Consider the following 13,732-nt stretch of genomic DNA (forward strand, 5'->3'; position numbering starts at 1 on the left):
GTCCCGGGACAACACACCTAGGCCGTGTACGGCGGTCGCCCGGGCGACGGCCTAGGCCGCTGGTCGCGGGCTCGGCGGCGTAGGGCGAAGGGCCCGCGCGGGGCGGGTCCGCGGTCCGACGCGGCGGCGGTCGCGGCGTTCCTACGGTGACGGCACCGCCGAGGTGCGGCGGAACGGACGAGGGGACGGTCGTCATGCCGGTCGCGATCATCACGGGGGCGTCGAAGGGGCTGGGGCGCGCGCTGGCCGAGGGGCTGGCCGCGCGGGGCTGGGACCTGGTGCTGGACGCCAGGACGGCGCGGGAACTGGAGGAGGCGGCGGCGGCCCTCGCCGGGCACGGCACGCGCGTGGCGGCGCTGCCGGGGGACGTGACGGACGCCGCGCACCGCGGGGAGCTGGTGGACGCGGCCCGGCGGCTCGGCGGGCCGGACCTGGTGGTGCACAACGCGAGCGCGCTCGGCGCCGAGCCGCTGGTCCCGCTGGCGCGGCTGCCGCTGGACGGGCTGCGCCGGGCGCTGGAGGTGAACGTGGTGGCGGCGCTGGGGCTGGTGCAGGAGGCGCTGCCGCTGCTGCGGGCGTCCGCGGCCGGCGCGGTCGTCGTGGTGAGCTCGGACGCGGCGGTGGAGGCGTACGGCACGTGGGGCGGGTACGGGGCGTCGAAGGCGGCGGTGGACCACCTGGCGGCCGTGCTGGCCGTGGAGGAGCCGCAACTGCGGGTGTGGGCGGTGGACCCCGGGGACATGGCCACGGACCTGTACGCGGCGGCCGTGCCCGACGACGGCGCGCCACGGCCCGAGCCGGCCGCGGTGGTGCCGGGGTTCCTGCGGCTGCTGGACGAGCGGCCGGCGAGCGGCCGCTACGGCGCGCCGGCTCTGGTGGAGGGGCGATGACGGCGGCGCTGCGGGTGCCCCGGGAACTGTCCGCGCGCGTGCCCGCGGAGCAGCGCGGGCCGGGGCTGGGCCGGGACGACGTGCGGCTGCTGGTGTCGCGCGGGACGCGGGTGACGCACCACGCGTTCCGGGAGTTGCCGCATCTGCTGCGGGCCGGGGACGTGCTGGTGGTGAACACCTCGTGCACGCTGGCCGCCGCCGTGGACGGGTGGGCCGGGGACGCGCGCGTGGTGGTGCACTTCTCCACGCGCGGGGACGACGGGCGGTGGGCCGTCGAGCTGCGGGACCCGGACGGGAGAGGAACCACGCGCGCGCGTGCGGGAGGCCCCGCGGGCACGCGGGTGCGGCTGCCGGGGGCCGTGCTGGTCCTGGAGGAGCCGCTGAGCGGGCGGGGTGAGCGGCTGTGGTGGGCGCGGGTGTCCGTGCCGGACGCCCCCGCGCGGACGCCCGGGCGGGGGTCCGCGCGGACCGCTCCCGCGCGCGGGGCCGTGGCCGACGTCCCGGCGCTGCTGCGGGAGCACGGGCGGCCCATCCGCTACTCCTACACGGAGCGGGACCAGCCGCTGTCGGTGTACCAGACGGTGTTCGCGCTGCCCGCGCCGGACGGTTCGGGCAGCGCGGAGATGCCGAGTGCCGCGCGTCCCTTCACGGCGGGGCTGGTGACGGAGCTGGTGAGCCGGGGCGTGCAGTTCGCGCCGGTCACGCTGCACACGGGGGTGGCGTCGGCGGAGGCGCACGAGCCGCCGTACCCGGAGCGGTTCTCGGTGCCGGAGGCGTCGGCGCGGCTGGTCAACGCGGCGCGGGCCGGGGGCGGCCGGGTGATCGCCGTGGGGACGACCGCGGTGCGGGCGCTTGAGTCGGCGGCCGGCGCGGACGGCGTGGTGCGCGCGCGGGAGGGGTGGACGGACCTCGTGGTGACGCCGCAGCGCGGGGTGCGGGTGGTGGACGGGCTGCTGACCGGGCTGCACGAGCCGGAGGCCTCACACCTGCTGATGCTGCGGGCGGTCGCGGGGCGGGCGGTGGTGGAGCGCAGTTACGAGGAGGCGCTGAACGGGCGCTACCTGTGGCACGAGTTCGGGGACGTCCATCTGCTGCTGCCCGGAAAAGACCTCACGCACGGCATTGCGTCAGCAACTCTTGGTGAGAACGCTGTGTCCGCGGTGTGAGCCCGCACATAGGGCCCACATCACGTACGAAGGACATTAGGAGACATACGGATTCGCCGCGAGCGGGGCAGACGGCATGGTCTGTCCCGTTTTGCCCTTACCTGATCCACTAGCCGGCATCGTAGGTCACACCTTTGCCTGGCGATTTTGCGGCCGCTAAGAATTGCTCTCGTCGCTCAGCGCCGCGGGGTTTTCCCCGCGGCGCTCGTGCCGAAACGCAGCCTTGTCCCCCTCGGCCGCCGAGCGACCTCCGCGCTATTCGAAGAGGTCCATCCCGCCATGCCCAAGAACACCCACAAGATCGCGCTCGCCGGTGTCGCCACGCTCGGCGCCGCCGCCGTCGCCTTCACGGTGGTCCCGGCCGACGCGCAGACGACCACCCGCGAGGCCGCCGCGTCGACCCGTGTGGCGTACAGCTCCGAGCAGCTCGCCGGCGTCAAGGCCGACATCACCGACCAGCTCGCCGGCAGCAGCGTGAAGATCGACGCCATCGAGGCGAAGAAGAAGGCCGCCGCGGCCGCCGCCAAGAAGGCCGCAGCAGCGAAGAAGGCCGCCGCCGCGAAGAAGGCGGCCGCCGCGGCCGCCAAGAAGGCAGCGGCGAAGAAGGCCGCCGCCGCCCACAAGGCCAAGGCCAAGGCCGCGAGCCGCTCCGCGAAGCGCCCGCACGTCGAGCAGGTCGCCGCCAAGACGTACAGCAACAACCTCGACGGCTGGATCCGCAAGTCCCTGGACATCATGAAGTCCAAGGGCATCCCGGGCAGCTACAGCGGCCTGCACCGCAACATCATGCGTGAGTCCTCGGGCAACCCGTACGCGATCAACGACTGGGACATCAACGCCATCAACGGCATCCCGTCGAAGGGTCTGCTGCAGGTGATCCCGCCGACGTTCGCCACGTACCACGTGGCCGGCACGTCCTGGAACATCTACGACCCGGTCGCCAACATCACGGCCGCCGCCAACTACGCGGCGCACCGCTACGGCTCGATCGACAACGTGAACAGCGCCTACTGACCGGCGCCCCCGCACACCGAAGGGCGGCCCCCACCTGACCGGGGGCCGCCCTTCGGGGTCGTCCGGGAGCCCGGCTCCCGCATGAGCCCTACTTGCGCATGACCTCGGGCTCGTGGCGGCGCAGGAAGCGGGCCACGAAGAAGCCGCAGACCACGCCGAGGGCGAGCAGGGCGGCCATGTCCAGGCCCCAGGCCCCGGCCGTGTGGTCCCACAGCGGGTCGGTGTCGCCGGCCGTCTCCGGCGGGCTGATCCGGTTGAAGTCCAGCGTGGCGCCCGCGGCGGCGACCGCCCAGCGCGAGGGCATCAGGTACGAGAACTCGTTGACGCCGATCGAGCCGTGCAGGGTGAACAGGCAGCCGGTGAAGACGACCTGGATGATCGCGAACATCACCAGCAGCGGCATCGTCTTCTCCGCGGTCTTCACCAGCGAGGAGATGATCAGGCCGAACATCATCGAGGTGAAGCCCAGCGCCATGATCGGGACGGAGAGTTCGAGCATCGTGGCGCCGCCGAGGACGAGGCCCTTCTCGGGGATCTCCCGGCTGGAGAAGCCGATGACGCCGACCAGCAGGCCCTGCAGCACGGTGATCATGCCGAGCACGAACACCTTCGACATCAGGTACGCCGAGCGCGACAGGCCGGTCGCCCGCTCCCGCTCGTAGATGACCCGTTCCTTGATCAGCTCGCGGACCGAGTTGGCGGCCCCCGCGAAGCAGGCGCCCACCGCGAGGATCAGCAGGACCGTGGTGGCCGTGCCGTTGGGGATGATCCGGCCGGTGTTCGGGTTCGCCGGGTTGGGCAGCAGGCCCTTGTCGGAATCGATCAGCAGGCTCACCGCGCCGAGCACCGCCGGCAGGATCACCATCAGGCCGAGGAAGCCCTTGTCGGACGCGATCACCGAGACGTAGCGGCGCACCAGCGTGAGGAACTGGCTCAGCCAGCCCTGCGGCTTCGGCGGCTTCATCGCCTGCATCGGCGGCACCTGTACGGCCTGCGGCGCGACCGCGTCGAGGTCCGCGGCGTACATCTGGTAGTGCTGCGAGCCCTTCCAGCGGCCCGCCCAGTCGTAGTCCCGGTAGTTCTCGAAGGCGGAGAAGACGTCGGCCCAGGTGTCGTAGCCGAAGAAGTTCAGCGCCTCCTCGGGCGGCCCGAAGTAGGCGACCGCGCCGCCCGGCGCCATCACCAGGAGCTTGTCGCACAGCGCCAGCTCGGCCACGGAGTGGGTCACCACGAGGACCGTGCGGCCGTCGTCGGCGAGGCCACGCAGCAACTGCATGACGTCACGGTCCATGCCCGGGTCGAGGCCGGACGTGGGCTCGTCGAGGAAGATCAGCGACGGCTTGGTCAGCAGCTCCAGGGCCACCGAGACGCGCTTGCGCTGGCCGCCGGAGAGCGAGGTGACCTTCTTGTCCTTGTGGATGTCGAGCTTGAGCTCGCGCAGCACCTCGTCGATGCGGGCGCTGCGCTCGGCGCCCGTGGTGTCGGCCGGGAAGCGCAGCTTGGCCGCGTACTTCAGGGCCTTCTTGACGGTCAGCTCCTTGTGCAGGATGTCGTCCTGCGGGACCAGACCGATGCGCTGGCGCAGCTCGGCGAACTGCTTGTACAGGTTGCGGTTGTCGTAGAGGACCTCGCCCTGGTCGGCGGGCCGGTACCCGGTGAGCGCCTTCAGCAGCGTCGACTTGCCGGAACCGGACGGGCCGATGACCGCGACCAGCGACTTCTCCGGGACGCCGAACGAGACGTCCTTCAGGATCTGCTTCCCGCCGTCGACCGTGACGGTCAGGTGGCGGGCGGAGAAGGAGACCTCACCGGTGTCGACGAACTCCTCGAGCCGGTCGCCCACGATGCGGAACGTCGAGTGGCCGACGCCGACGACGTCCGTCGGGCCGAGCACCTGCGTGCCGCCCTTGGGGATCGGCTGGCCGTTGACGTACGTGCCGTTGTGCGAGCCCAGGTCGCGGATCTCCATGCGGCCGTCGGGCGTCGCGTGGAACTCGGCGTGGTTGCGCGAGACCTGCAGGTCGGAGACGACCAGGTCGTTCTCCAGGGCACGGCCGATGCGCATCACGCGGCCCAGCGAGAACTGGTGGAACGTGGTGGGGCTGCGGTCGCCGTGCACCGGCGGCGCCCCCGCGGCACCACCGGGGACCTTCTGCGCGAACTGCTCCCCCGGACCCGGCTGTTGCGGGATGTGCGAGGCGGGCGGCGCCTGGTGCGGCTGCTGCCAGCCCGGCTGCGGGGCCTGCTGCGGCGGTGCCTGCTGCGCCCAGCCCGGGTTCGCGCCCTGCGCCGCGTACGGCTGCTGCACCTGCGGCGCCGGTACGGCGGCCGCGGCGGTGAGGTTCAGGCGGGGGCCGTCGGTCGCGTTGCCCAGGTGCAACACCGTGCCCGGGCCCAGCTCCAGCCGCTGGACGCGCTGTCCCTGCGCGTACGTGCCGTTGGTGCTGCCGTGGTCCTCGATGACCCAGCCGCGGCCGTCGAAGCTGACCGTGGCGTGACGCCAGGAGACCCTGGCGTCGTCGAAGACGATGTCGCCCTGCGGATCACGTCCGAGGGTGTAGGCCCTGGACGGATCGAGCGTCCAGGTACGTCCGTTTGATTCCAGTACGAGTTCCGGCACTCCATGCCCCACTGAGTTGTCCCCCGATTTGCCCCCGTCGCGGGGAGTCTAGGGATGTCGAACATCGGGGGGAACTATTTCAGGAGTGGCCCTCTGACCGAAAGTCGGGCCTTGCGAACCAAGTCCGCCGTCGCGTCGGCCGTTTCCGTTGACGGGGTGGAAACCTGCCCGGAGAGTGGTAAACGCACGCGAGGGGGACACGGGCGGCCGTACCGCACCGGAGTGCGCCGCCCCGCGTCGCGGATCGGGGGGTCTGCATGGGTGCCGGGACGGATGCCGGGACGGCCGGGAACGCGCGCCGCCCCCGGGGTGTGCCGTGGGGGGACGTGGTGCTGTCCGCGATCGCCGCGGTGAGCTGGGCGTTGATCGGGATGGCGGGCACGGCGGCGCTGGGGCTGCACCTGCTGGAGGCCGACGCGGAGGGCTCGTCGGGCCCGATGACGGCGGCCGTGGTGGCGCTGGGGGCCGGGGGTTCGGTGACGCCGTCGGGGGACGTGTCCGCGTTCGGGCTGTCCGACGCGCGCACGGCCACGGCCATCGAGATCACGCCACTCGGGGTCGGCCTGGTCGGGGCACTGCTGCTGTCGTGGTTCTTCCTGCGGTCCCTGCGCGCGGCCGGTGCGGTGATCACGCCGGTCGAACTCCTGGCCCGCGCGGGCGCGGTGGTCGCGTTGTTCGTGGCGGTGCTCGGCGGACTGGCGTGGGCGGGGCACGACGTCGTCACGCTCGACGGCGGCTCGCTCGGGCTCGACGACCTGCCCGGCGGGAGCGGGCGGACCGGGGTGACCCTCCCCGGCGTCGGGGACATCGGGGGCCTGCTGCCGGACCGGCTCGGCGATCTGGTGGACGCGAAGGCGGCCGTCGGCTTCACGGTGGACACCGCGCCGACGCTGCTCGGCGGGCTGGGCTGGTCGGCCGGGGTGCTGCTGATGGCCCTGCTGGCCTCGCGCCGCACACCACTGCCGCGCGGCTGGGAGGCCGTGCACCGGGTGGTGCGGCCGGCGGTGTCCGCCCTGGTCACCGTCGGGCTGACGGCGGTCCTGGCCGGTCTCGCCGCGGCGGCCTGGGCGGCGGTCGGCGACGCGCACCCGAAGCGGATCGCGGGCGCCGCGCTGCTGGGGGCGCCCAACGGGGTGTGGCTCGGGGTCGACGTCGGCCTGCTCGTGCCCTTCGACGGGCGGGCGTCCGGCGCCCTGACGAAGGTGCTGCCCGATCCGCTGGACGACCTGCTGGGTGCGGGCGGGGACCGGCCGGTGACGCTGGCCCGGCTGGCCGAACTGGACGGCCGTGTGTGGCTGTTGGGGGTCGCGGCGGCCCTGATGATGCTGCTGGCGGGGGTGTTGGTGGGGGTACGGACACCGGTGGGGGGTGCCGGCCTGGGTGCGCGGGGAGTTGGCGCGGGGGCCGGGCCTGGCGGTGACGGCGGCCCCGTCCGGGTCGGCGGTTTCGTGGGGCGCTGCGCGCTGCGGCTCGGGGTCGCCACGGCCGTGGCGCTTCCGCTGCTGGCCTGGCTGACGGAGGTGTCGGCGGACGCGTCGCTGTCGGTGCTGGGCTTCGACGCCTTCGGTGCGGGGATCGAGCTGCGGGGGCGCCTCGGCATGGCACTGGTCTGCGGGGCGCTGTGGGGCGCGGGTGCGGGGGCGGCCGGGGGCTGGCTGGCGTGGGTGTGCGGGGCGGCGGGGGTGCGGGCGGTGCCCGTGGAGGCGGGGACGGGTGGGGTGCGGCGGGAGGCGGCCGTCTCCCCGGGTGCGGGCGCGGGTCCCTACGCGCCGGGTGCGCCGTACCGGCCGCCGAACCCGGGGACGAATCCGTACCTGCGGCTTCCGGAGGAGGTGCGGGAACCACGGGGCCGCGAGCCGGAGCCGGAGGATGCCGTGCCACCGCCCGCCGGGGACACGTCGGGTGCGCCGACGGTCGCGGGGCCCCTCGGGCCGCCGCCGGCGAGGAAGAACCGGGCCCGGTGGGGCGACGGTCCGCCACCGCCGCCCCCTCCCCCGCCGGTGGGCCCGCCGAAGCGGCCGAAGGGGCCGAGGGGGTAGCGGGCGGCGAGGGACGGTGCCCCGTCGGCCGGACCACGTCCGTCGTTCTGTGGCCACCTCCCCGTCGCCCACTGTTGCGTGTCCGCCAGGCGGACCTGGGCGGCGGGGGGCACCGGGTGCCGGATACGGTGGTCACACCATGAGCGCTTCGCAGACTCCGCCCGCCGACGTTCCGACTCTGCTCGTCAAGATCTTCGGCAAGGACCGGCCGGGCATCACGGCCGGCCTCTTCGACACCCTCGCGGCCTACTCCGTGGACGTCGTCGACATCGAGCAGGTCGTCACCCGTGGCCGCATGGTGCTGTGCGCGCTGGTCACCGAGCCGACGCGCGGCCTGGAGGGCGACCTGCGGTCGACCGTGCACAGCTGGGCCGAGTCGATGAAGATGCAGGCGGAGATCATCTCCGGCACCGGTGACAACCGTCCGCGCGGTCTGGGCCGCTCCCTGGTCACCGTGCTGGGCCACCCGCTCACCGCCGAGGCCACCGCCGCCGTCGCCGCGCGGATCGCGAAGGCCGGCGGCAACATCGACCGTATCTTCCGGCTCGCCAAGTACCCGGTCACGGCCGTCGAGTTCGCCGTGTCCGGTGTGGAGACCGGGCCCCTGCGCACCGCGCTGGTCACGGACGCCGCCGCGGTCGGCGTGGACGTCGCGGTCGTCGCGGCCGGTCTGCACCGGCGGGCCCAGCGGCTCGTGGTGATGGACGTCGACTCGACGCTGATCCAGGACGAGGTCATCGAGCTCTTCGCGGCGCACGCCGGCTGCGAGGACAAGGTCGCCGAGGTCACGGCGGCCGCGATGCGCGGCGAGCTGGACTTCGAGCAGTCGCTGCACGCGCGCGTGGCGCTGCTGGAGGGGCTGGACGCGTCGGTGGTGGAGAAGGTCCGCGCCGAGGTGCGGCTGACCCCGGGCGCCCGCACGCTGATCCGCACCCTCAAGCGCCTGGGCTACCAGGTGGGCGTCGTCTCCGGTGGGTTCACCCAGGTCACCGACGACCTCAAGGAGCGGCTGGGCCTCGACTTCGCCCAGGCCAACACCCTGGAGATCGTCGACGGGCGGCTGACCGGCCGGGTGACGGGCGAGATCGTGGACCGCGCGGGCAAGGCGCGGCTGCTGCGCCGCTTCGCCGCGGAGGCGGGCGTGCCGCTGTCGCAGACCGTGGCCGTCGGCGACGGCGCCAACGATCTGGACATGCTGAACGCGGCCGGCCTGGGCGTCGCCTTCAACGCCAAGCCCGTGGTGCGCGAGGCGGCGCACGCCGCGGTGAACGTGCCGTTCCTCGACACCGTGCTGTACCTGCTGGGCATCACCCGCGAAGAGGTCGAGGCGGCGGACACCCACGACGAGCAGTGACGGCGCGCGGCTGACGGGCCGCGCCCGACGGGTCGCCGCCCGCGGCCCGGCCGGCCCGGGCACCCCGTCGGCCGGCCGGATCCGCCCGGCGGGTCAGTCGCTCGGGGCCCAGTAGTCGCGCAGGGTCGCCACCCGGGGTTCCAGGGACTTCCAGGGGCCCTCGAAGGACAGGACGGCGAAGGCGGCGGCCGGGAAGCCCCGGCGGTCCATCCGCCCGCCGGCGTCGGCGTCGGCGGAGCCCGCGAGGATCTCGGCGAGGCCGTGCACCCCCGGGTTGTGGCCGACCAGCAGGAGGTTGCCCACGTCGTCCGGGGTCTCGTTGAGCAGGGCGATCAGCTCGCCCGGCGAGGCCTCGTAGATCCGCTCCTCGTAGATGGTCTTCGGCCGGTGCGGGAACTCGTGCACGGCCAGTTTCCAGGTCTCCCGGGTCCGGGTCGCGGTGGAGCACAGCGCCAGGTCGACGGCGACGCCCGTGTCGAGCAGTCTGCGGCCGGCCTCGGCCGCGTCCTTGCGGCCGCGGTCCGCGAGCGGTCGCTCGTGGTCGGTCACCTGGGGCCAGTCGGCTTTCGCATGCCGGAAGAGGACGATCGTGCGGGGTTCTGCGGCGCTCATGACTCCCAGCTTCGCACGAAACACGCCACCGGGCTCAGGGAGTTGACCGGCGGCATCACCGGCACGGGCCGACTAGCGCGCGAGCAGGTCCCGGACCCGCTCCAGGACGTGGGCGAGGACGGGGTCGCCGGTGGCCGCCTGGGCGTCGGCCGGGTTGAGTATCAGTGCGAGCAGGGTGATGAAGGCGAGGGTCGGCAGGGCCAGGGCCCACCAGGGCAGCCGGGTGCCGACGCCGCCCGTGGTCGCCGGGTGGGGCCGGGTGTGCGTAGGGGCCGACATGGGTGCCTCCGCGGGTCGCCGATCGTCTCCGAGTGGGTGCGGACCGCCGTCCGCGGCCACATCTCGACGCTACGGAACCTGCGGGCCGCGTCCCATCCGGTGATCCACCCACTTGACCCTGACCCTGGCCCCCTAGGGGACAGGGGGGCTAGCACCACCCCGACGGGCGGGGCGACGGCTCAGGGCGAGGCGATCGTCGCGATGACGGCGATGATCACGAAGATGGCGAGGAACGAGCCGAAGACGATCAGCATTTTCTTCTGGCCGTTCTGGGGGTTCGGATCGAGCACGGGCATGCGGTCAGTGTCCCACCCCGTGGGCCCGGTCCGTCCCCCGGGGGCGGCGTGCCGCCGCCTCGTCCTCGATGGTGCGGTCGCGGCCCGCGAGGACGCCGACGACGATCTGCGGCACCATCAGGGCCGCCATCAGCGCGAGAGGCACGCCCCAGCCGCCGGTGGCCTGGTAGAGCACGCCCACCAGGAGCGGGCCGGGGATGGAGATCAGGTAACCGGTGCTCTGCGCGAAGGCCGAGAGCTGGACCACGCCCGCGCCCGTGCGGGCCCGCATCCCGACCATGGTGAGGGCGAGCGGGAAGGCGCAGTTGGAGACGCCGAGCAGCAGCGCCCACGCCCAGGCGCCCGCGGCCGGTGCGAGGTACATGCCGGCGTAGCCGACGAGGCCGCAGACGCCGAGCACGACGACGATCGGGCCCTGCCGGGGCAGCCGGGCGGCCACGCGCGGGATGAGGAAGGCGAGCGGCACGCCCATCACCATGGTCACCGCGAGCAGCAGCCCGGCGGTGCCGGCGGCGACGCCCGCGTCCCGGAAGATCTGCGCCATCCAGCCCATCGTGATGTAGGCGGCGGTGGCCTGGAGCCCGAAGAACACCGCGAGCGCCCAGGCGGTGCGGCTGCGCGTGATGCGCAGCGGCGCCGACGGCTCCACCCGCGCGGAGCGGGAGCGTCCCTCCGTCGCTGCCTGCCGCTCCTGCCGCTCCGGTCCGGCGGGTTCCGCGCCCCGGTCGCGGACGAGCAGCAGCCAGGGCAGGACGGCGACGCCGGCCAGTCCCGCCCACACGGCGAGCCCGGTCTGCCAGCTCCCGCCCAGGGACTCGGTCATCGGCACGGTGGCCGCGGCGGCCAGGGAGGTGCCGAGGGCCAGGGCCATCGAGTACAGCCCGGTCATGGAGCCGACCCGGTCGGGGAAGTGGCGCTTGACGATGACCGGCATCAGCACGTTGCTCACCGCGATGCCCATGAGGGCCAGGGCGCTGGCGGCCAGGAAGCCCGCCGTACCGCCCGCGTAGGGGCGCAGGAGCAGGCCGGCGGTGATGGCGGCCATCCCGGCGCACACCACGGCGCCCGCGCCGAAGCGGCGGGCGAGGCGGGGCGCGGTGATGCCGAACACGGCGAAGCACAGGGGCGGCACGGAGGTGAGCAGCCCGGCCACGCTGCCGCTCATGCCGAGTCCGTCACGGACCTCTTCCATGAGGGCGCCGAGGCTGGTGATGGCGGGGCGCAGGTTGAGGGCGGCCAGGACGATGCCGACGACCACCAGCCGGGTGCGCCACGCGCGCGAGGCCGGCGGGCGGTGCGCGTCGGCGGGCGGGGCGCCGGCGGGTGCCGGGGCGGGGTGCGGGGCGGATGTCGTCGTCCGGGTCTCCTCGGGTGCCATGCCGCCATCATAGAATCATGGGATGATTGGTTGTCCACTCTCCGTCGGCCCGGGTGGCCCCGTCCCGGCCCGCTCGTGCGAAGGTGTGCCATGCCTCTGAGCCATCCCCGCCGCTCGGCGCTCTCCGAGCAGGTCATCTCCGCGCTGCGCACCCAGATCACCTCGGGCGAGTGGCCGGTCGGATCGCGCATCCCGACCGAGCCGGAGCTGGTCGAGCAGCTCGGGGTCGCCCGCAACACGGTCCGCGAGGCGGTCCGGGCCCTCGCCCACAACGGCCTGCTGGACATCCGGCAGGGGTCGGGCACGTACGTGGTCGCGACCAGCGAGCTGGCGGGTGTGATGCACCGCCGGTTCGCCGACGCCGATCCCCGCCACATCGCCGAGCTGCGCTCCACGCTGGAGTCGAGCGCCGCCCGGCTGGCCGCCGAGCGGCGCACCGAGAAGGACCTCAAGCAGCTCGACGCGCTGCTGCTGCGGCGCGAGGAGGCGTGGGAGTCGGGCGACGCGGAGGCGTTCGTCGCGGCGGACGCGACGTTCCACCTGGCGGTGGTGGCGGCCTCCCACAACGACGTCATGACGGCGATGTACGCCGACCTGGGCGAGGTGCTGCGGGACTGGCTGCGCGAGGACGTCGGCGGCGAGCTGACCCCGGAGACGCACATGGACCACACGCGGCTGGTCGACGCCGTCCGCGCGGGCGACGCGGAGGCGGCGGCGGAGGAGGCCGCGAGCTACCCCTTCCTGTGCCGCCCGGGACGCTTCACCGCCACCGGCTGACCAGGGCCGCGGTCCCGCCCTGCGCCGCCGCTCAGACCCTCTCGTGGCTGACCCAGGCCCTGCCGACCTCCATCCAGCAGCGGCCGGTCAGCCGCACGGTCTCGGCGGGGCCCGCCTCGACGGGGGCGCCGTCGGTGTCCAGGTCCCACCAGCGGGCGCACTCGACGTGCAGCCGGACGCGGTCCGTGTCGGCATAGGGGTTGTGGCAGTCGGCGACCACGTGGGAGCCGTCCACGCGCGTGCGGCACTCCGCCCCGAACGGTGCGGCGGAGGCGTCCACGCGTGCGTGGGAGACCGCGTCGTACGGCGCGCACAGCACGAGGGCGGCGGCGACGGTCACTGGGGCCAGGCTTCGGTGCAGGCGCACAAGGGGACCTCCTCGGACCGTACGGCGGCGGGGCGGTGCGGGGCGGGCGGTGCGTCCTCCCAGCGTGCCGTGTCACCCGTACGGACCGCCCGGCCGACTGGGCCGAACGGGCGACGCCCCGCCCCCGCGCGCTGCGGGGACGGGGCGTCGGGACCGGTGAGGGAACCGGTCAGGCGCCGATGGCGTGCAGGCCGCCGTCGACGTGGATGATCTCGCCGGTGGTCTTCGGGAACCAGTCGCTCAGCAGGGCGACGATGCCCCGGCCGGCCGGCTCCGGGTCCTTCAGGTCCCACTCCAGCGGGGAGCGGCTGTCCCACACGGAGGCCAGGTCCGAGAAGCCCGGGATGGACTTGGCGGCCATGGAGCCGATCGGGCCCGCCGAGATCAGGTTGCAGCGGATGTTCTGCTTGCCCAGGTCGCGGGCCAGGTAGCGGCTGGTGGCCTCCAGGGCGGCCTTGGCCGGGCCCATCCAGTCGTACTGCGGCCAGGCGTACTGGGCGTCGAAGGTGAGGCCGACGACCGAGCCGCCGTTCTGCATCAGCGGCAGGCAGGCCATGGTCAGCGACTTCAGGGAGAACGCCGAGACGTGCATGGCGGTGGCCACCGACTCGAACGGGGTGTTGAGGAAGTTGCCGCCGAGGGCGTCCTGCGGGGCGAAGCCGACGGAGTGCACGACGCCGTCGAGGCCGCCGAGCTCCTCGCCGACCACGTCGGCCAGCCGGCCGAGGTGCTCGGTGTTGGTCACGTCCAGCTCGATGACCTTGGTGGGCTCGGGCAGCTTCCGGGCGATGCGCTCGGTCAGCGTGGGCCGCGGGAACGCGGTCAGGATGATCTCGGCACCCTGCTCCTGGGCCAGCTTAGCGGCGTGGAAGGCGATGGAGGACTCCATCAGCACACCGGTGATCAGGACGCGCTTGCCCTCGAGAATTCCGCTCATGGT

General features: G+C 73.9%; 13 protein-coding genes. 6 read left to right on the forward strand and 7 right to left on the reverse strand.

The genetic code is table 11. From position 1 onward, the window contains the following. Positions 1-194 precede the first annotated feature (194 nt). From E4U92_RS16350 to E4U92_RS16360, 3 genes are all read left to right on the forward strand, one after another. Entirely contained in the window at positions 195-890 is a 696-nt protein-coding gene (locus tag E4U92_RS16350; RefSeq protein WP_137301152.1) for an SDR family NAD(P)-dependent oxidoreductase, read from the forward strand. After that, complete coding sequence (locus E4U92_RS16355; RefSeq protein ID WP_137301153.1) at positions 887-2,056, forward strand: S-adenosylmethionine:tRNA ribosyltransferase-isomerase; 1,170 nt, start codon at positions 887-889, stop codon at positions 2,054-2,056. The genes E4U92_RS16350 and E4U92_RS16355 overlap by 4 nt, the downstream gene beginning before the upstream one ends. Positions 2,057-2,335: 279 nt before the next feature. After that, the gene (locus E4U92_RS16360; RefSeq protein ID WP_137301154.1) at positions 2,336-3,070 is read left to right on the forward strand and encodes a transglycosylase SLT domain-containing protein; all 735 of its coding nucleotides are present in this window, start codon (positions 2,336-2,338) and stop codon (positions 3,068-3,070) included. An 88-nt stretch (positions 3,071-3,158) separates the two neighbouring features. On the opposite strand, the gene E4U92_RS16365 is transcribed toward E4U92_RS16360, so the two are convergent. Continuing rightward, the gene (locus tag E4U92_RS16365; protein ID WP_174863900.1) at positions 3,159-5,690 is read right to left on the reverse strand and encodes an FHA domain-containing protein; all 2,532 of its coding nucleotides are present in this window, start codon (positions 5,688-5,690) and stop codon (positions 3,159-3,161) included. 257 nt (positions 5,691-5,947) lie between these two features. On the opposite strand from E4U92_RS16365, the gene E4U92_RS16370 reads away from it, so the two are divergent. Next, a complete protein-coding gene (locus E4U92_RS16370; protein ID WP_137301156.1) occupies positions 5,948-7,729 on the forward strand; it encodes a streptophobe family protein in 1,782 nt (593 codons plus the stop codon). Positions 7,730-7,868: 139 nt separating this feature from the next. Beyond that, on the forward strand, positions 7,869-9,083 hold the full coding sequence (serB, locus tag E4U92_RS16375; protein ID WP_137301157.1) for a phosphoserine phosphatase SerB: 1,215 nt from the start codon (positions 7,869-7,871) through the stop codon (positions 9,081-9,083). A 93-nt stretch (positions 9,084-9,176) separates the two neighbouring features. Here serB and E4U92_RS16380 read toward each other — a convergent pair whose 3' ends face one another. The 4 genes from E4U92_RS16380 to E4U92_RS16395 form a co-directional block, all read right to left on the reverse strand. Next, positions 9,177-9,695: a SixA phosphatase family protein gene (locus E4U92_RS16380; protein ID WP_137301158.1), complete on the reverse strand. Its 519-nt coding sequence runs from the start codon at positions 9,693-9,695 to the stop codon at positions 9,177-9,179. Positions 9,696-9,767: 72 nt separating this feature from the next. Next, the gene (locus tag E4U92_RS16385) at positions 9,768-9,974 is read right to left on the reverse strand and encodes a hypothetical protein (RefSeq protein ID WP_137301159.1); all 207 of its coding nucleotides are present in this window, start codon (positions 9,972-9,974) and stop codon (positions 9,768-9,770) included. Between the two features lie 179 nt (positions 9,975-10,153). Continuing rightward, entirely contained in the window at positions 10,154-10,270 is a 117-nt protein-coding gene (locus E4U92_RS37040; protein WP_107055787.1) for an SGM_5486 family transporter-associated protein, read from the reverse strand. 4 nt (positions 10,271-10,274) lie between these two features. After that, a complete protein-coding gene (locus E4U92_RS16395) occupies positions 10,275-11,648 on the reverse strand; it encodes a CynX/NimT family MFS transporter (protein ID WP_137301160.1) in 1,374 nt (457 codons plus the stop codon). A gap of 90 nt (positions 11,649-11,738) precedes the next feature. On the opposite strand from E4U92_RS16395, the gene E4U92_RS16400 reads away from it, so the two are divergent. Continuing rightward, positions 11,739-12,425: a FadR/GntR family transcriptional regulator gene (locus E4U92_RS16400; protein WP_137301161.1), complete on the forward strand. Its 687-nt coding sequence runs from the start codon at positions 11,739-11,741 to the stop codon at positions 12,423-12,425. A 31-nt stretch (positions 12,426-12,456) separates the two neighbouring features. Here E4U92_RS16400 and E4U92_RS16405 read toward each other — a convergent pair whose 3' ends face one another. Beyond that, positions 12,457-12,792 carry a hypothetical protein gene (locus E4U92_RS16405; RefSeq protein WP_137301162.1) on the reverse strand — a complete coding sequence of 112 codons (336 nt, stop codon included), beginning with the start codon at positions 12,790-12,792 and terminating at the stop codon, positions 12,457-12,459. 169 nt (positions 12,793-12,961) lie between these two features. Further along, positions 12,962-13,729, reverse strand: coding sequence for an enoyl-ACP reductase FabI (fabI, locus tag E4U92_RS16410; RefSeq protein WP_137301163.1), 768 nt, complete (start codon positions 13,727-13,729; stop codon positions 12,962-12,964). Positions 13,730-13,732 lie beyond the last annotated feature (3 nt).

It is taken from the genome of Streptomyces galbus (assembly GCF_005280195.1).
Classification (GTDB): Bacteria; Actinomycetota; Actinomycetes; order Streptomycetales; family Streptomycetaceae; genus Streptomyces; species Streptomyces galbus.

Excerpts from the sequence above, each read along its gene's own strand:
- E4U92_RS16400 (WP_137301161.1), top strand. The coding sequence starts at position 11,739 with ATGCCTCTGAGCCATCCCCGCCGCTCGGCGCTCTCCGAGCAGGTCATC.
- E4U92_RS16355 (WP_137301153.1), top strand. The coding sequence starts at position 887 with ATGACGGCGGCGCTGCGGGTGCCCCGGGAACTGTCCGCGCGCGTGCCC.
- fabI (WP_137301163.1), bottom strand. The coding sequence starts at position 13,729 with ATGAGCGGAATTCTCGAGGGCAAGCGCGTCCTGATCACCGGTGTGCTG.
- E4U92_RS16395 (WP_137301160.1), bottom strand. The coding sequence starts at position 11,648 with ATGGCACCCGAGGAGACCCGGACGACGACATCCGCCCCGCACCCCGCC.
- E4U92_RS16380 (WP_137301158.1), bottom strand. The coding sequence starts at position 9,695 with ATGAGCGCCGCAGAACCCCGCACGATCGTCCTCTTCCGGCATGCGAAA.
- E4U92_RS16385 (WP_137301159.1), bottom strand. The coding sequence starts at position 9,974 with ATGTCGGCCCCTACGCACACCCGGCCCCACCCGGCGACCACGGGCGGC.
- E4U92_RS16360 (WP_137301154.1), top strand. The coding sequence starts at position 2,336 with ATGCCCAAGAACACCCACAAGATCGCGCTCGCCGGTGTCGCCACGCTC.
- E4U92_RS37040 (WP_107055787.1), bottom strand. The coding sequence starts at position 10,270 with ATGCCCGTGCTCGATCCGAACCCCCAGAACGGCCAGAAGAAAATGCTG.
- serB (WP_137301157.1), top strand. The coding sequence starts at position 7,869 with ATGAGCGCTTCGCAGACTCCGCCCGCCGACGTTCCGACTCTGCTCGTC.
- E4U92_RS16350 (WP_137301152.1), top strand. The coding sequence starts at position 195 with ATGCCGGTCGCGATCATCACGGGGGCGTCGAAGGGGCTGGGGCGCGCG.
- E4U92_RS16370 (WP_137301156.1), top strand. The coding sequence starts at position 5,948 with ATGGGTGCCGGGACGGATGCCGGGACGGCCGGGAACGCGCGCCGCCCC.